The sequence below is a fragment of the Actinoplanes sp. NPDC049548 genome (assembly GCF_040676695.1).
In the GTDB taxonomy this organism is placed as follows: Bacteria; Actinomycetota; Actinomycetes; order Mycobacteriales; family Micromonosporaceae; genus Actinoplanes.
This window is the reverse complement of record NZ_JBFAPM010000003.1, coordinates 196246-212524: the sequence shown is the minus strand read 5'-3', so window position 1 is coordinate 212524 and position 16279 is coordinate 196246. Positions and strand designations below refer to the sequence as shown.

The window sequence follows — 16279 nt, the reverse complement described above, 5'->3', positions numbered from 1 at the left end:
AGCCGCTCAGCGGGGGAGCAGCTTTTCGATGGCGGCGACGAGGCGTTCGTCCCTGGGTTCGGTGCCCGGGTCGAAGCGTGCCTCCACTGTGCCGTCGGGGGCGACGAGGAACTTCTCGAAGTTCCACTGGATGTCCTCGCCCTCGCCGACGAGCTCGCGGTAGAGCGGGTGCCGGCCGGGGCCGTTGACGTCCACCTTCTCCGTGAGGGGGAACGTGACGCCGTAGTTGACCTCGCAGAACGTCTCGATCTCGGCGGCGGATCCCGGCTCCTGGCCGGCGAACTGGTTGCAGGGCACGCCCAGCACGACGAGGCCGCGGTCGTGGTACGTCCGGTAGAGCTCCTCGAGTCCGGCGTACTGCGGGGTGAGGCCGCACTGGGAGGCGACGTTGACCACGAGGACGACATTGCCGCGGTACTGCCGCAGATCGGCGGATCCGCCCGGAAGTGCGTCGATGGCGACGTCGAAGATGGTCATGACGGCAGACTACGCGTAGTGCCTGTACGAGTGCACGCTGTGGCGCCCAGACTCGAAAAGTTAAGAGGTCCGTTAAACCGCAGAGACCTTCTTGACTGATGTTCATAGATGTGACTACCGTCTCTTCAACTTCCCTTTGGAAAGTTTCCTAACTGTTCTGAGGAGACGCAGTGAAGAAATCCCTCCGTCGCGCCTTGTGGGCCGGGGCGATCGTGGCGGTGGCCTCCGCCGCGGTCCCCATGGTTCAGGCGTCCGCTGCCGCCGCCTGTGCTCCCGCGTGGAGCTCCTCTGCCGTTTACGTCAAGGACAACACCGCTTCACAGAACGGGCACAACTACACGGCCAAGTGGTGGACCCAGAACGAGTCCCCGGCCACGCACAGCGGCCAGTGGGACGTCTGGATCGACAACGGCACCTGCGGCGGGGGCACCGACCCGACGACGCCGCCGACCACGCCTCCTACGACTCCTCCGGACACCCCGCCCACCACGCCGCCCACCACGCCCCCGGGCAACGGTGGCAAGAACGTCGTCGGCTACTTCGCCGAGTGGGGCGTCTACGGCCGCAACTACCACGTCAAGAACATCGTGACGAGCGGCTCCGCCTCCAAGCTGACCCACATCCTGTACGCGTTCGGCAACACCACCGGCGGCCAGTGCTCGATCGGTGACTCGTACGCCGACTACGACCGCGCGTACACCGCCGCGGAGAGCGTCGACGGCGTTGCGGACACCTGGGACACCGGCGCGCTGCGCGGCTCCTTCAACCAGCTGCGCAAGCTCAAGAAGGCGTACCCGAACATCAAGGTGATCTGGTCGTTCGGCGGCTGGACCTGGTCCGGCGGCTTCACCCAGGCCGCGGCGAACCCGACCGGCTTCGCCAACTCCTGCTACAACCTGATCAAGGACTCCCGCTGGTCCGACGTCTTCGACGGCATCGACATCGACTGGGAGTACCCGAACGCCTGTGGCCTGTCCTGCGACGCCAGCGGCCCGGCCTCGTACAACAACGTGATCACCGCGCTGCGCAACAAGTTCGGTCAGAACTTCCTCATCACCTCCGCCATCTCGGCCGACGGCTCGAACGGCGGCAAGCTGGACGCGGCCGACTACGCCTCGGGCATCGCGAAGCTGAACCTGGTCTTCCCGATGACCTACGACTACTACGGCGCGTTCAACCCGCAGGGCCCGACCGCCCCGCACTCGCCGCTGACCTCGTACGCCGGCATCCCGCAGCAGGGCTTCTGGTCCGACGCGGCGATCCAGAAGCTGAAGAGCAAGGGCGTCCCGGCGAACAAGATGCTGCTGGGCATCGGCTTCTACGGCCGCGGCTGGACCGGCGTCACGCAGACCGCCCCGGGCGGCACGGCGACCGGCGCAGCCCCCGGCACCTACGAGGCCGGCATCGAGGACTACAAGGTCCTCAAGAACAGCTGCCCGGCCACCGGCACCATCGGCGGCACCGCGTACGCCAAGTGCGGCAGCAACTGGTGGGGCTACGACACCCCGGCCACCATCGGCGGCAAGATGACGTACGCCAAGCAGCAGGGTCTCGGCGGCGCCTTCTTCTGGGAGTTCTCCGGCGACACCAGCAACGGCGAGCTCATCACCGCGATCAAGAACGGCCTCGGCTGATCGAGTCCTAGCAAGTGGGGCGTCGGGGATCCTCCCGGCGCCCCTTCGCGTTGTCTGGTTAGGCTTCGAACCATGCGCCGAGAGTGGCATCAGCTCAGTCATCCGGGGGTCGGAGCGACGGCCCTGCAGACCTCCCGTCCGTCCACCGACTCCGCCGAGGACTCGGCGCTGGGCCTCGACCGCTGGCGCGAGCTGCCGCGGGTGCAGATGCCGCCGTGGGCGGACCCGGACGAGGTCGCCTCGGTCTGTCAGGTCCTCGACAACGTGCCGTCGATCGTCGCGCCGTACGAGGTCGACCAGCTGCGGCACAAGCTCGCCGAGGTGTGCGAGGGGCGGGCGTTCCTGCTGCAGGGCGGCGACTGCGCCGAGACGTTCGCCGACAACACCGAGAGCCACCTGCTCGCCAACGCGCGCACGCTGCTACAGATGGCGGTGGTGCTGACGTACGGCGCGTCGATGCCGGTCGTGAAGGTGGCGCGGGTCGCCGGGCAGTACACCAAGCCCCGGTCCGCGCCGACGGACTCGCTGGGGCTGCCGGCGTACCGCGGTGACCTGATCAACTCGCTCGAGGCGAACGAGGCCGCCCGGGTCGCCGATCCGCAGCGCATGATCCGCGCGTACGCGAACAGCGCCGCGGCGATGAACATGCTGCGGGCGTACCTGTCGGGCGGTCTTGCCGATCTTGCGGGTCTGCACGACTGGAACAAGGACTTCGTCCGGGCGTCGCCCGCGGGTGAGCGCTACGAGGCCATCGCGCGCGAGATCGACCGGGCGCTCGACTTCATCCGTGCCTGCGGCATGACCGACGACGAGGCGCTGCGCACGGTCAGCCTGTACTGCTCCCACGAGGCGCTCGCGCTGGAGTACGACCGCGCCCTCACCCGGGTCTCGGGCGGTCGCGCCTACGGGCTCTCCGGCCACTTCCTGTGGGTGGGGGAGCGCACCCGCCAGCTCGACCACGCCCACATCGACTTCGTCAGCCGCATCGCCAACCCGATCGGCGTCAAGCTGGGCCCGGGCACGTCCCCGGAGACCGCCATCGAGCTGTGCGAGAAGCTCAACCCGGAGAACGTCCCGGGCCGGCTCACGTTGATCAGCCGGATGGGCAACGGCAAGGTCCGCGACGCGCTGCCGCCGATCGTCGAGAAGGTGACCGCGGCCGGCGCGAAGGTCGTGTGGCAGTGCGACCCGATGCACGGCAACACCCATGAGTCGTCCAACGGCTACAAGACCCGGCACTTCGACCGGATCGTGGACGAGGTGCTCGGCTACTTCGAGGTGCACCGCGGCCTCGGCACCCACCCGGGCGGCATCCACGTGGAGCTGACCGGCGAGGACGTGACCGAGTGCCTCGGCGGCGCGCAGGGCATCGAGGACCTCGACCTGCCCGACCGCTACGAGACCGCGTGCGACCCGCGGCTCAACACCCAGCAGAGCCTCGAGCTCGCCTTCCTGGTGGCGGAGATGCTGCGTGGTTGACCTGCGGTCGGACACGGTCACCCGGCCGACCGCGGCGATGCGCGAGGCGATGGCCACGGCCGAGGTGGGCGACGACGTCTTCGGCGACGACCCGACCGTCAACGCGCTCGAGGCGCGGGTCGCCGCGCTGTTCGGGCACGAGGCGGCGCTGTTCGCCCCGTCCGGCACGATGGCCAACCAGATCGCGCTGCAGGTGCTCGTCCCACCCGGGGAGGAACTGCTCGCCGGGGCCGACGCGCATGTGGTCACGTACGAGGTGGGTGCCGCCGCCGCGGTCGGGGGCATCTCCACCCGTACCTGGCCCTCGGTGGGCGCGGCACTGGACCCCGAGGCGATCGCGGCGATGATCCGGCCCGCCGGCTACCCGTCGCTGCCCACCCGGGCGATCGCGGTCGAGCAGACCCACAACCTCGGCGGCGGAGGCATCGTCCCGCTGGCGACCCTGCGGCGGCTCCGCGAGGCGACGGCCGGGGTGGCCCTGCACTGCGACGGTGCCCGCATCTGGCATGCGCACGTCGCTGACGGGGTGCCGCTGCTCACCTACGGCCAGTTGTTCGACACGCTGTCCGTTTGTCTGTCCAAGGGACTGGGCGCACCCGTCGGGTCGCTGTTCGTGGGTTCGGCGGAGCGCGTCGCCCGGGCCCGGGGCATCCGCAAGCGGATGGGCGGCGGCATGCGCCAGGCGGGCATCCTCGCGGCGGCCGGCCTGCACGCCCTCGACCACCACATCGAGCGGCTCGCCGACGACCACGCCCGGGCCCGCCGCCTCGCCACGGCCCTGGAGCCGTTCGGCGTCGTGGAAGCGGCCGCGGTGCAGACCAACGTCGTGCTCCTCGACCTCGCCAAGACGGCCCTGGACGCGCCGACGCTGGTGGCCCGGGCCGCCGAGCGTGACGTCCGCATCGTGGCGATGCTGCCCCGGACGGCCCGGGTGATCACCCACCTCGACGTCGACGACGCCGGCATCGACCGCGCGGGGCAGGTGTTGTCGGATCTCCTGCGCGCCGCCTGAGCCGGGCGCCCGCCGTCTGGTTACATCGGAGTCCGAGGCCGTCCCGCACCGCTGAGGAGTTCCGATGACCCGCCGCGCCACCGGCACCTTCACCACCGTCTTCGACCCGCTGCCGATCGACGACGACGCGATCGGCCGGATGCGGGTGGACAAGACGATCGAGGGCGACCTGACCGGGACGGGCCGCGCCGAGATGCTCTCGGTCGGCACGCCGATCGACGGCTCGGCGGGCTACGTGGCCATCGACCGCATCACCGGCACGCTGCACGGCCGCAGCGGCAGCTTCGTCCTGCAGCACTACGGGCTGATGGACCGCGGCGCGGGGACGCTCATCGTCCAGGTCGTGCCCGATTCCGGTACGGACGAGCTCACCGGCCTCGTCGGCACGTTCCAGATCGACAACAGCTCAGAGGAGCACCGCTACATCTTCGACTACGACCTCAAGGTGCACTGACGCGAAGGCCCTTGAGCAGCGCGATGTCCGCGGCGTGGCCCTCGTGCTCCTTGGTCGGCGTCTCCACGATCACCGGTACGCCGTCCGTGGCCGGGTGGGCCAGCAGCTCCGCGAACGCCGCGGCGCCGATGCGTCCCGCGCCGATCGTCTCGTGGCGGTCTCGGGTGGAGCCGCACTCGTCCTTCGAGTCGTTGGCGTGGATCAGCATCAGGCGCTCCCGGCCCACCGTCGCCACCAGCGCGTCCAGGGTCTCGGTCATGCCGCCCGGGCGGGCCAGGTCGTGGCCCGCGGCCCAGGCGTGGCAGGTGTCGAAGCAGACGCCCAGCCACGGGTGGTGCTCCACCGCCTCCAGGTACGGCCCGAGGTCCTGCACCTTCGAGGCGAGACTGCGGCCGCCGCCCGCGCTCGGCTCCACGAGCAGCTTCGGCAGGCCCTGGGCGGCCGCCGTGTCCAGCAGCGGCAGCAGGGCTTCCCGGAGCTGGTGCATGGCCTTGTCGTCGTGGGCCGGGTCGACCGAGCTGCCGGCGTGGTAGACCACCGCTGTCGCCCCGATGGCCGCGCCCCGGCGCAGGGCGTGCTCCAGGGTCTCCACCGAGCGGGCGACCGTCAGCTCGGTCGGTGAGCCCAGGTTGACCAGCAGGGACGCGTGAATGTACGCGGGCAGCCCCCGCTCACCGCACCCGTCGCGGAACAGCGTGTCCTGCTTCGGGTCGCCCGGCGGCAGCGCCCAGCCCCGCGAGTTGGACACGTACACCTGGACCGCCTCGGAGCCCGCCGCGTCGGCGTAGGGCAGGGCTGCCTTGGCCAGCCCGCCCGACGTCTTGGTGTGGGAACCGATCGGGCGGCCTTCAGTCCGTTCGTGGGTGGCGGCGGGGTGGTGGGACTGGGGGCTCACAGACAATTGAGCACGACCTCTGTCTGCGTCGGCACGGGCGTGTTGGGCGCCGGGTTCTGCTGGCGTACCAGCCCGTTGGGGTTGAAGTTGAGCCGCGGCGTGAGGCCCATGCCCTGCAGGGTCTGCGCCGCCTGCTGGCACGGCTGGTTGGTCAGGTCCGGGACGGTCACCTGCGGCGGCCCCTTGCTGACCTCGAGCTTGATCTCGTCGTCCTTCTCCGCGCCGGTCTCCGGCCCGGGGGACTGGCCGATGACCGTGTCGGCGGGCTGGTCGCTGTCCTTGTACTGCTCGACGACCACCAGGCCGAGGCCCTGGAGCTGGTTGCGGGCGTCGTTGATGTTCTTGCCCTTGACGTCCGGCACGGTGATCGGGGCCTTGCCCTTGCTGATCACCACGGTGACGGTGGCGCCGGGCTTGAGCGACTCGCCGGCCTTGGGCTCCACGGAGATCACCACGCCCTGCGGCACGTCGTCGCTGTACTTGCCCTCGCCCTCCCTGAACTTGAGCTTCGTACCCTCGATCTCGCCCTTGGCGGCGGCCTTCTCCATGCCGACGACGTCCGGCACCGGGTAGCGCTCGGGACCCAGGGACAGGGTCAGGGTGAGCAGGCCACCCTTGACCAGCCGCTCCTCGGCCGGCGGGTCCTGCCCGAGCACGACGTCCTTGGGGATGTTCTCGTCGTAGCGGCCGTCGTCGAAGGCGAGCGAGAAGCCCTTGGCCTTCGCCTCCTGCTCGGCCTGGACGCGGGTCATGTTGACGAGCTGCGGCGCATCCGTGTAGCGCCCGGCCGTGACCCACCAGGTGCTGAAGACGACGGTCAGCACCATCAGCGCGACGGCGCCGATGATGAACAGGCGGCGCCGGTCGCCGAAGCGGCCGGCCGTCGGGCCGTCCGGGAACGGCGGCGGAGTGCTCCGGCGGCGCTGGGCGCGGGGGTTCTGCTCCGGCAGGCGGGCCCAGGTGGGCCGGTCGGCGGCGGCCGGGAAGACGGAGGTGACGGCCGGCACCAGCGCGGTGGCGTCGGCGGCGGGGTGGCGGGCCGGCACCTGGCGCAGCAGCGCGGTCTCGACGTTGGCGGCGCCCAGGTCGTCGCGGACCACCTGGACCTCGGCGAGCAAGGCGCCGGCGTCGGTGGGTCGCGCGCCCGGGTCGCGGCGGGTGGCCCGGGCCACGAGGTCGTCGAGGACCGACGGCAGGCCCTTGACGATGCTGGACGGGGCCGGCACGTCGTTGTCCACGTGCTGCCAGGCCACCTCGACGGGCTCGCCACCGTCGTACGGGACCCGGCCGGTGAGCATCTCGAACAGCACGATGCCGGCCGAGTAGACGTCGGTGCGGGCGTCGGCGTGCCCGTCGGTGACCAGCTCGGGTGCCACATACGCGACTGTGGCCATCAGCTGGCCGGAGTCGTCGGTGCTGCTCGCCTCGACGGCGCGGGCCAGCCCGAAGTCGGCCACCTTGACCACGCTGTCGACGAGGTTCGCGATGCCGCCGCTGGGCGCCTCCGCGACCAGCACGTTCTCCGGTTTGACGTCGCGGTGGACCAGGCCCGCGCGGTGGGCGGCGGCGATGGCGGCGAGCATCTGCTCGAGGATGGCCAGGGCCTCGACGGGGTTCAGCCGGCGGCGCTGGGTGAGCAGGTCGCGCAGGGTGCGGCCCTGGACGTACTCCATGACGAGGTAGGGCAGGCCCTCGTGGCGGCCCTGGTCGTAGACGGCCACGACGTTGGGGTGGGTGAGCCGGGCGATCGTCTTGGCCTCGTCGGTGAACCGGTCGACGAAGTGGACGTTCGTCGCCTGCGACGGGTGGATGATCTTCAATGCGACCGTACGCTCGAGCCGGTCGTCCACGGCGGTGTAGACGGTCGCCATGCCACCACGGGCGACGCGCCCGGTGATGCGGTAGCGCCCGTCAATCGTCGTGCCGATCAACGTGTCGGCGACAGTCGTGTCCATCGGCGTGAAGTGTATGTGCCCTTCCGGGAAAGGCGGACCAGGATGTCTCAGCTGAGACCTAACGGGTACTGCGGGACGTGCCGACCTGCGCTACAAGGAAGAAATCGGCCCGCGGTGCCGGGCACCGCGGGCGCTATATGGTGACAAATCGGATCAGTGCCCGCCAGCGCGGCGCGCCCTTTCCGTCCTGCCGCCCCCGCTTCCACCGCTGCCCGAACCCGCAGACTCCGACGAAGTGGGCGAGTCGCTCGGCGACGGCTCCGGAGAGTCGTCGGTGGACGCACTGGGTGAGGGTGTAGGGGACGGGCTGTGCGGCGGGGACGGCGCCGCGGTCGGTGTGGGCACCGGAGGCGCCAGGCAGCAGTCGGTGGGATCGGGCTCCGGCGCGGTGCCCGCCACCGTGGTCCGCCGCGGCTTCGGCGCGGTCCGCGTCACGGGCGGCGCGGCCGTCGCCCCGGCGGGGTTGGGCAGCACCCTGATCGTGCCGGCGGTCGGCTCCGGCGCCGGCACGGTCTCCTGCGCCGACCCCCGGCCGAGGCCCTCGTGCGAGAGCTCGCCGTGGTCACCGCCGGGCGCCGCCGCGGCCAATGGGTACGGCTCGGCGCCGCCCTGATCGCTCAGCAGCGCACCGAGCCCGTTGACCACGGCGAAGTAGCTGCCCGTGGCCCCCGCGACCGCGAGCACGCCGAACGCCGTCACGGCGACCAGGCGGCGGGGATGACGGGCCTGGTCGTGGGAGTACGAGGTCCGCAACCCGTCCGTGATCCCCGCCCCGCCGAACGTGCTGAAGCCGGTGGCGGTCACGTCCTGGAACGCGGGCGCGGCACCGGTGTGCGCCGGCTGCGGCTCCGCGTCACGCCGGCCCAGGTCGTAGCGCAGCGATCGCCACGCTCCGGCGACCTCGTTGCGGGTCCTCCGCCAAATCATCGGGTCAGTTCTCCGCTCTCGCAGGACCGGGCCGCTCCCGGCTCCGTCAGGGGTTCCGCGTGGTGGCGTGGCAGCACGGCATGGCACGCTGGTCGGGTGACCGATTCCGTGACAACGAGCCCGCCGGCCGGCCGGCCGACCGGCCCGGCCGAGTGGATCAACCTGCCCGACGTGGCGGACCGGCTCGGTGTGTCGATCAGCAAGGTGCACCAGATGATCCGCGACGGCGCGCTGCTGGCCGTCAAGCGCGACGGCGTCCGGGTGGTGCCCGCTGAGCTGGTGGCCAACAGCACCGTGCTCAAGCACCTCCCCGGCATCCTCACGCTGCTCCACGACGCTGGGTACAACGACGAAGAGGCCCTCGGGTGGCTGTACGAACCCGACGAGACCCTCGGCGGATCGGGCGCCGTGGCCCTCGGCGGCGACCGCGCCCGTGAGGTCAAGCGGCGCGCGCAGGCGCTCGGTTTCTGAGCCCGGATGCGCCACCTGGCCTATCTGGGCGTGCTCGCCGGCTGCCTGGTGTGCGCCCTCTGGCTCGAACCCGTGCTGAAGGTCAACGTCCTGCGCCGGTGGCGGCGCCTGCTGCTGACGCTGCTGCCGGTGGTGGCCGTCTTCGTGCTCTGGGACCTCGGGGCGATCGCGGCGGGCCACTGGACGTTCGACCCGGAGCAGACCACCGGGGTCCTGCTGCCCGGCGGGCTGCCGCTGGACGAGGTGCTGTTCTTCGTGATCGTGCCGGTCTGCGCGGTGCTCGGGTTCGAGGCCGTGCGGGCGGTGCTGGGCCGGCCGGCCGGGGACGGTGACGAGTGACCTACACGGTGGCGGCCCTGCTCGGCGTCGCCGGCGCGATCGTGGTCGACCTCTTCGTGCTGCGGACCCGGCTGGTGCGGCGGGTGGTGTTCTGGGCCACGTACCCGATCATCATCGCCTTCCAGCTGCTGTCCAACGGCATCCTGACCGGGCGGCGGATCGTGGTCTACGACCCGGCCGCGATCCTGGGGTGGCGGATCGCGTACGCGCCGGTCGAGGACCTGCTCTTCGGCTTCGCGATGGTGCTGCTGACGCTCTCCGTCTGGGTGTGGCTGGGGCGGCGCGGGGTGCAGCCGGAGCCGCGGGCGGGCAAGGGCAGCGTGCTGGTGCGCCGCCTGCGCGACTGACCCGTCACACGGTGCGGCGCACCGCCGCGTCGGCGAGCTCGAGCAGCACGCCCCGAGCCTCTGCCTCCAGGTCAGCGGTGTGCAAAGCGGCCAGCGCCTCGTCGGTGAGGGCGGCGATCCGCGCCTCCGTCCGGGCCAGGGCGCCGCTGTCCGTGATGATCTCCCGCAGCCGCCCGACCCGGGCCTCGTCCAGCCCCGCGTCGCCCAGCCCGCGCTCGAGCTCCGCGCGCCCGGCCTCGGACACCGTCTCGTACGCCGCCGCGATGAGGTACGTGCGCTTGCCCTCGCGCAGGTCGTCACCGGCGGGCTTACCGGTGACCACCGGGTCGCCGAAGACGCCGAGCACGTCGTCGCGGAGCTGGAACGCCTCGCCCAGCGGCAGCCCGAAGGCGGAGTAGGAACCGGTCAGGGCCGGCGTCGCGGCGGCCAGCGCGGCGCCGAGCAGCAGCGGCCGCTCGATGGTGTACTTCGCCGACTTGTAGCGGGCGATCTTGCCCGCCCGCTCCAGCGATGTGTCACCGGTCACCGGAGTGAGCACGTCGAGATACTGCCCCGCGGTCACCTCCGTACGCATCCGGTCGAAGACCGGCCGAGCCCGCGCCAGCTCCTCCAGGCCCACCCCGGAGCTGTGCAACAGCTCGTCGGACCAGACCAGCGCCAGGTCGCCGAGCAGCACGGCCGCGTTGTCGCCGAAGGCCTCCGCCGGGCCGCGCCACGCCGCCGCGGCGTGCCGGGCCGCGAACCGCTTGTGCACCGACGGCTCCCCGCGCCGGGTGTCGGAGCGGTCCATGAGGTCGTCGTGGATCAGCGCGCTGGCCTGCACCAGCTCCAGCGCCGAGACGGCCGTGACGACGTGGTCGGAGTCGATGCCCCCGGCGCCGCGGTAGCCCCAGTACGCGAAAGCGGGCCGCAACCTCTTCCCGCCTCGCAGCACGAACGCCTCGAGCGCGTCCGCCACGTCCGCCAGCGCCTCGTCGATCGACAGCAGCCGGGTGCGCTGCGCCGCGAGGAAGGCGGCGAGGGCCTTGTCGACACGCGGGCGCAGCCCGGCGCGTTCCAGCGGGGAGGTCACGGCGCCAAACCTAGCGGGTCGCTCACCGGGCGCCAGCCGGTAGAGTCACCGGTGTGTCTCTCGGCCTTCCTTCCCGTCTCCCGGCGTCCCCGTCGATCGGCGATCTGATCCGCCGTCCGGCGCCGACGTTCTCGTTCGAGTTCATGCCGCCGAAGACCCGCGAGGCCGAGCAGCTGCTGTGGCGCACCATCCGCGAGCTCGAGCCGTTGCGGCCCGACTTCGTGTCGATCACGTACGGCGCCGGCGGCAGCACCCGTGACACGACCGTCGAGGTGACCGAGCGGGTCGCCACCGAGACGACCCTGCTGCCCATGGCGCACCTGACGGCGGTCAACCACTCGGTCGCCGAGCTGCGCAACGTCATCGGGCGGCTGGCCGGCGCCGGCATCCGCAACGTGCTCGCCGTGCGCGGCGACCCGCCCGGCGACCCGAACGGCGAGTGGGTGCGCCACCCGGAGGGTGTGCTCTACGCCGAGGACCTGGTGCGGCTGCTGCGCGAGGCGGGCGACTTCAGCGTCGGCGTGGCCGCGTTCCCGTACAAGCACCCCCGCTCGGACGACATCGAGAGCGACACCCGCAACTTCATCCGCAAGTGCCGGGCCGGTGCCGATTTCGCGATCACCCAGATGTTCTTCGAGGCGGACGAGTATCTGCGGCTGCGCGACCGGGTGGCCGCCGCGGGCTGTGACACGCCGATCGTGCCGGGCGTGATGCCGGTGTTGCGGATGGCGACCATCGCGCGCTCCGCGCAGCTCTCCGGCGCGCCGTTCCCGCCTGCGCTGCTGGCGCGCTTCGAGCGGATCGCCGACGACGAGGCGGGCGTGCGCAAGCTGGGCATCGAGCTGTGCAGCGAGATGTGCCGCAAGCTGCTCGACGAGGGCGTGCCGGGCATCCACTTCATCACCATGAACCGTTCTCCCGCTACGCGCGAGGTGTGGCAGCAGCTGACCGGCGCGACCGCCGCTCCCGCCGCCGCCTGACCGGTGACCTGGGAGCAGTACGCGGCCGCCTGGTCGGCGCTGCACGGCGGTTTCGACCCGCGGACGGCCTCGCCGGTGATCCGCGGCTGGGTCCGCCTGGCCTATCGGGGCGGGAGCCTGCTCGGCCGGCTGCGCGTCGGCCCGATGGCGGTGACCGCCGCCGGTCTGCTGCTGTGCGCCGGGGTGCCGTTCGTGCCGCTGCTCGTCGGCGCCGCGCTGGTGCTGCTGGCCGGTTTCGCCGATGCCCTGGACGGGGCGGTGGCCGTGGTGACCGGGCGCGCCACCCGGCTGGGTTTCGTCTACGACTCGGTGGCGGACCGGCTCGGTGAGCTGGCCTGGCTGGCCGCGTTCTGGATGGCGGGCGCCCCCGGCTGGCTGGTCGTCGCCGGCCTGGCGGTGAGCTGGCTGCACGAGTACGTCCGGGCCCGCGCGGCGGCCGGCGGCATGGACGGGCTGGGCGTCGTCACGGTGGGGGAGCGCCCGACCCGCGTCTCGGTGGCGGTCGCCGGGCTCCTGCTGGGCGGCGTCGCCGGCCTGGTCCACCCCGGGTGGGACCGGACGGTCGTGGTGGGCGCGGTGCTGGTCTGGGTGGCCCTCGGCCTGATCGGCCTCGGCCAGCTGCTGCACGCCGTACGCCGGGCGTTGATCGATTAATTGCGTTGTCCGGTACGGCCCCCGCGCCCTACCTTGTGTCTCGACGACGTGGCCCGGACCGGGCCGAGGGAGATGACATGACGACCTTCCGGCTCGGAAGCAGGGGTCCGCGACACGGTTGACGCAGCTGCGCCGACCGTCGCCGCTCGCCCCGTGCTGTCCGGGGCCGGGCGGCTTTTTCATGCGCAGACCACAGGGGAGGTGACCCGCCATGAGCGTGGTCCTCGTTCTCAATGCCGACTACGGGCCGTTGCACCGGGTCAGCGTCCGGCACGCGATCCGCATGCTCTTCCGCGAGGTCGCCGTGGTGCAGGAGGCCCGCCCGGACGCCCGCATCGGCGTCTTCCCGATCCCGACCGTCGTCCGGCTCGTCAGCTACGTCGTGACGCGCTGGCGGCACAGCCGCGGCCCGGCCTGGTCGCGCGGCGGCGTGCTGACCCGCGACGACCGTCGCTGCTGCTACTGCGGCAAGCCGGCGTCCACCATCGACCACGTCCTGCCGCGTTCGCGGGGCGGGGGCAACACCTGGGAGAACACCGTCGCCGCGTGCGGGCGCTGCAACCAGCGCAAGGGGGACCGAACGCCGGCGGAGGCGCGGATGCCGCTGCGCTGGGCGCCGAAGGCGCCGAGCTGGGCGGATCTGGCCGCGCGGTGAGGACGGCGGCCGGCGGGACCACACGGGGGCCCGCCGGTCGTCCACCTCACCGGTCGCCCGCCACCGGCTGCGGGACGCTCGCCGCGGTGCGCCTTCGGGGTACGGCCGGCGCGGTGCCACGGGGCCGCCGGTCGCGGTCGAGCCACCACTGGGACACCAGGAGCGGCAGGGTCCAGCCGAGCCACGACGCGAACCCGGAGACGATCCACGCGAACAGCATCGGGTCGCCGTGGAAGGTGGTGTCGAGCTGGGGTGCGAGCGTGACGGCCGCGATCGCACCCCAGATCCGGTTGCTGATGATCGAGGCGGTCAGCGCGAAGCTGCGGATCATCCAGCGGCGGTGGTCGGCGTACCGGCGCTGCCGCGCGCGCCGCCAGCCGGTGACCGTGCACCCCAGCCAGAGCAGCGCGAGAAGCACGTTGCTGGCTCGCGTGACCGGTCCGAACGGGGTGAAGGCCCCGACGACCAGCGCGGTCAGCCCGGCCGGCAGCACGCCGCCGAAGACGTAGACCCGGCCCGCCCGGCGGTGCCAGGCCGGATGCCGCTGCCGGAACCACGGCCAGATCTGCAGCACGGCGGTGGCGAGCGCGACGCTGCCGAAGAGCACGTGCGGCACGAGCGTCCAGTAGTGCGCCACCCCGAGGGTGTCCGGCTGCGGGACGCGGGAGCGGCTCGGGTCGAGGCTGAGGTAGGGCGGCAGCGAGAACGCCAGGAAGATCACCACGAGCGCCCCGAGCGGGAAGATCCACGGGCGACGGAATGCGTATGCCATACGCAAAAGCGTACGACATACGCACCAGGGCTGACAGAGGCTGTCCGTACGATGGCCGCGTGACCCGCGAGATTCCCCGTACGCTCCAGATCCTGTGGGGTGAGGCCCCGCGGCCCGGCGGCCGCGGGCTGAACCGGGAGCGGATCGTTGCGGCCGCGATCGAGATCGCCGACGCGGACGGCCTCGCCGCCCTCTCGATGGCCCGGCTGGCCGAGCGGCTGGGCAGCGCTCCGATGTCGCTCTACCGGCACGTGGCGAACAAGGACGAGCTACTGGCGTTCATGCTCGACGCCGCGCCCGGCTCGCCGCCCGAGCTGCCCCGCGGCTGGCGGCCCGGCCTCGAGGCGTGGGCGCGGGCACTGCGCGACGTCTACTACGCGCACCCGTGGATCCTGCAGGTCAGCGACGGCCGCCCGCCGCTGGACCCGGGGCAGCTCGCGTGGCTCGACCGGGGACTCGCCGCGCTGGACGGCACTCCGCTCAGCCAGCGCGACCGGTTCGAGGTGGTCACCGCGGTGCTCTACTTCGTCCGCGGCGAGGCGCAGATCGGTGCGATCCTCATGCGCGGCGGCTCGATGGAGGACTACGCCGGCCTCATCGCCCACTTCGTCCGGCCCGAGCGGCTCCCGGCCCTGGCCGCCGCCTCGGACGCCGGAATCTTCCGGCCCTCCGCCGACGCCGCCGAGTCCTCGTTCGCGTACGGCCTGGCGCGGGTGCTCGACGGAGTCAGCGTCCTGTTGGCAGGCGATTGAAGGGGAGGGAGAGGGCGGCCGGGTCGTCGGCGACACAGCCGAGGTAGTTGTCCGGCCGGACCAGGAAGTAGGACGGGCCGCGGACGTCGTAGGCGCGGTGCGCGTGGCCGTGGGTGTCGACGACGGCGCCGTGCAGCTTCCACCCCAGGTTGTACCTTCAAGCCCTGCCCGCCCGCGGGCGAGTGCACACGGGCGGCATCGCCGGCGAGAAGGACCCGGCCCACCCGGTAGCGCGCCGACGACGTACCGGGCTCGTGCTGGCCACGGCGTTCACCACGCTGGTGCCGTCATTCGCCGCCCTCTGGCAGTCCGGCGGCGGGCCGGCACTGGGCCGGGAGCTTCCCGACGAGGAAGCGATCGAGACGCTGACGTCCTTCATCTACGCCGGCATCGGCGGCTCATGACCGAGCTCAGGAGGCGTGCGGAAGCGCATCCCCCGGGAAGCCGAGACACGCGTGCGCCTCGTACGTGAAGACGCCCGCCTTGACACCCGGATCCTCGTCCATGACCGCCCGGGTTGCCGCCACGTCGAGGTTGAAGATCGCAATGCCGGAGACATCGCTGCCGTCGGTGACCGGGCAGACGATCGCCAGGACACCCTCGGCCCGCAACCCGAAGTTCCGCCGGCCGTGCTCCCACACGATCGACCCGGCGTCGGGCGACCCGCGGTTCGGGCCGGCCTTGAGGATCACCGCGGTGAAGGGACGAGTCGTGGGCAGCAGGGCCCGCATCTCGTCGTCGGAGATGTGTGTCGTCACGGCGGTCAGAGTAGCCGCCCCAGCACCCCGGACTCGATCACGATGACGAGGCCGATCGCGACGAAGACCAGTGGGACGAGCCAGTGCCCGTACCGCTCGGCGACCGCGATGACCTGCCGATGCGACCCCAGCCACGCCGCCGCCGCGCACCAGACGGCCACGAGGGCCGCGAAGACGACGACCGTGACCACGCTGCCGCCGATCCCGAGGGTGCGGAAGACCGGGGTGTAGACGGCTATGTTGTCTGCCCCATTGGCCACCGTCACGCCGGCGACCGCGAACGCGTTCCCGGCGGCCACCGTCTCCGGTGCGCCGTCGTCGCTTCTCCCGGCGGCGACCAGTCCCCTCACCCCCAGGGCGATCGGGACGAGGCCGAGCAGCCCGGTCCAAGGGTCGGGCACGATCGTCAGCCCGAGAGCCGCCAGCGCCGAAACGGCCACGAGGACGGCGATGCCCGCGTACTGGCCGGCCCAGATCTGCCAGGGCCGCGGCCGCCCGGTGGCGCGGGCGGCGAGGAACAGGACGGTGAGCACGATGATGTCGTCGACATTCGTGCCCGCGAAGATCCCTGCCGCGGCCAGAACGATCTCACCCATGAGAGCCGAGGGTACGGCCGCCGGAAAAGACAGACGGCGGCGCGCCCGAA

General features: G+C 72.0%; 19 protein-coding genes and 1 pseudogene. 11 read left to right on the top strand and 9 right to left on the bottom strand.

Annotated elements, in window-relative coordinates; translation table 11 throughout:
* Positions 1-6: 6 nt before the first annotated feature.
* Entirely contained in the window at positions 7-477 is a 471-nt protein-coding gene (locus AB0J80_RS08135; RefSeq protein ID WP_364701734.1) for a glutathione peroxidase, read from the bottom strand.
* A 170-nt stretch (positions 478-647) separates the two neighbouring features.
* On the opposite strand from AB0J80_RS08135, the gene AB0J80_RS08130 reads away from it, so the two are divergent.
* The 4 genes from AB0J80_RS08130 (at position 648) to AB0J80_RS08115 (ending at position 5056) form a co-directional block, all read left to right on the top strand.
* Positions 648-2111, top strand: coding sequence for a glycosyl hydrolase family 18 protein (locus tag AB0J80_RS08130; RefSeq protein WP_364701732.1), 1464 nt, complete (start codon positions 648-650; stop codon positions 2109-2111).
* Between the two features lie 72 nt (positions 2112-2183).
* Positions 2184-3590, top strand: a complete 1407-nt coding sequence (locus AB0J80_RS08125) for a class II 3-deoxy-7-phosphoheptulonate synthase (RefSeq protein ID WP_364701730.1) — start codon at positions 2184-2186, stop codon at positions 3588-3590.
* The gene (locus tag AB0J80_RS08120) at positions 3583-4602 is read left to right on the top strand and encodes a GntG family PLP-dependent aldolase (protein WP_364701728.1); all 1020 of its coding nucleotides are present in this window, start codon (positions 3583-3585) and stop codon (positions 4600-4602) included. The genes AB0J80_RS08125 and AB0J80_RS08120 overlap by 8 nt, the downstream gene beginning before the upstream one ends.
* A gap of 64 nt (positions 4603-4666) precedes the next feature.
* Positions 4667-5056: a DUF3224 domain-containing protein gene (locus AB0J80_RS08115; RefSeq protein WP_364701726.1), complete on the top strand. Its 390-nt coding sequence runs from the start codon at positions 4667-4669 to the stop codon at positions 5054-5056.
* On the opposite strand, the gene AB0J80_RS08110 is transcribed toward AB0J80_RS08115, so the two are convergent.
* The 3 genes from AB0J80_RS08110 to AB0J80_RS08100 form a co-directional block, all read right to left on the bottom strand.
* Positions 5043-5894 carry a deoxyribonuclease IV gene (locus AB0J80_RS08110; protein ID WP_364702614.1) on the bottom strand — a complete coding sequence of 284 codons (852 nt, stop codon included), beginning with the start codon at positions 5892-5894 and terminating at the stop codon, positions 5043-5045. The two genes, AB0J80_RS08115 and AB0J80_RS08110, sit on opposite strands and share 14 nt — an antisense overlap.
* 53 nt (positions 5895-5947) lie before the next feature.
* Complete coding sequence (gene pknB / locus AB0J80_RS08105) at positions 5948-7906, bottom strand: Stk1 family PASTA domain-containing Ser/Thr kinase (protein WP_364701724.1); 1959 nt, start codon at positions 7904-7906, stop codon at positions 5948-5950.
* 153 nt (positions 7907-8059) lie between these two features.
* Positions 8060-8833, bottom strand: a complete 774-nt coding sequence (locus tag AB0J80_RS08100) for a hypothetical protein (RefSeq protein ID WP_364701722.1) — start codon at positions 8831-8833, stop codon at positions 8060-8062.
* 96 nt (positions 8834-8929) lie between these two features.
* Between AB0J80_RS08100 and AB0J80_RS08095 the strand changes: the two genes are divergently transcribed.
* The 3 genes from AB0J80_RS08095 to AB0J80_RS08085 are packed head-to-tail and all read left to right on the top strand — an operon-like array spanning position 8930 to position 9990.
* The gene (locus AB0J80_RS08095) at positions 8930-9304 is read left to right on the top strand and encodes an Rv2175c family DNA-binding protein (RefSeq protein WP_364701720.1); all 375 of its coding nucleotides are present in this window, start codon (positions 8930-8932) and stop codon (positions 9302-9304) included.
* Positions 9305-9310: 6 nt separating this feature from the next.
* Positions 9311-9643: a lycopene cyclase domain-containing protein gene (locus AB0J80_RS08090; RefSeq protein ID WP_364701717.1), complete on the top strand. Its 333-nt coding sequence runs from the start codon at positions 9311-9313 to the stop codon at positions 9641-9643.
* A complete protein-coding gene (locus AB0J80_RS08085; RefSeq protein ID WP_364701714.1) occupies positions 9640-9990 on the top strand; it encodes a lycopene cyclase domain-containing protein in 351 nt (116 codons plus the stop codon). Before AB0J80_RS08090 ends, AB0J80_RS08085 begins: the two co-directional genes overlap by 4 nt.
* Before the next feature lie 4 nt (positions 9991-9994).
* On the opposite strand, the gene AB0J80_RS08080 is transcribed toward AB0J80_RS08085, so the two are convergent.
* Positions 9995-11050 (bottom strand): polyprenyl synthetase family protein, encoded by a 1056-nt coding sequence (locus AB0J80_RS08080; RefSeq protein WP_364702611.1) that lies wholly within the window; start codon positions 11048-11050, stop codon positions 9995-9997.
* Between the two features lie 65 nt (positions 11051-11115).
* On the opposite strand from AB0J80_RS08080, the gene metF reads away from it, so the two are divergent.
* From metF to AB0J80_RS08065, 3 genes are all read left to right on the top strand, one after another.
* Complete coding sequence (gene metF, locus AB0J80_RS08075; RefSeq protein WP_364701711.1) at positions 11116-12042, top strand: methylenetetrahydrofolate reductase [NAD(P)H]; 927 nt, start codon at positions 11116-11118, stop codon at positions 12040-12042.
* 3 nt (positions 12043-12045) lie between these two features.
* Positions 12046-12696 carry a CDP-alcohol phosphatidyltransferase family protein gene (locus tag AB0J80_RS08070; protein WP_364701708.1) on the top strand — a complete coding sequence of 217 codons (651 nt, stop codon included), beginning with the start codon at positions 12046-12048 and terminating at the stop codon, positions 12694-12696.
* A 211-nt stretch (positions 12697-12907) separates the two neighbouring features.
* Positions 12908-13351, top strand: a complete 444-nt coding sequence (locus tag AB0J80_RS08065; RefSeq protein ID WP_364701705.1) for an HNH endonuclease — start codon at positions 12908-12910, stop codon at positions 13349-13351.
* Between the two features lie 46 nt (positions 13352-13397).
* Here AB0J80_RS08065 and AB0J80_RS08060 read toward each other — a convergent pair whose 3' ends face one another.
* A complete protein-coding gene (locus AB0J80_RS08060) occupies positions 13398-14123 on the bottom strand; it encodes a DUF2306 domain-containing protein (RefSeq protein ID WP_364701702.1) in 726 nt (241 codons plus the stop codon).
* A 59-nt stretch (positions 14124-14182) separates the two neighbouring features.
* Here AB0J80_RS08060 and AB0J80_RS08055 point away from each other — a divergent pair, with 59 nt between their 5' ends.
* Complete coding sequence (locus AB0J80_RS08055) at positions 14183-14875, top strand: TetR/AcrR family transcriptional regulator (RefSeq protein ID WP_364701699.1); 693 nt, start codon at positions 14183-14185, stop codon at positions 14873-14875.
* Between the two features lie 133 nt (positions 14876-15008).
* Here AB0J80_RS08055 and AB0J80_RS08050 read toward each other — a convergent pair.
* From AB0J80_RS08050 to AB0J80_RS08040, 3 genes and pseudogenes are all read right to left on the bottom strand, one after another.
* A pseudogene (locus AB0J80_RS08050) lies at positions 15009-15114 on the bottom strand (FAD-dependent monooxygenase); the annotation flags it as partial.
* Between the two features lie 171 nt (positions 15115-15285).
* Positions 15286-15633, bottom strand: a complete 348-nt coding sequence (locus tag AB0J80_RS08045) for a hypothetical protein (protein ID WP_364701696.1) — start codon at positions 15631-15633, stop codon at positions 15286-15288.
* 5 nt (positions 15634-15638) lie between these two features.
* Positions 15639-16229 carry a cadmium resistance transporter gene (locus AB0J80_RS08040; RefSeq protein WP_364701693.1) on the bottom strand — a complete coding sequence of 197 codons (591 nt, stop codon included), beginning with the start codon at positions 16227-16229 and terminating at the stop codon, positions 15639-15641.
* Positions 16230-16279 lie beyond the last annotated feature (50 nt).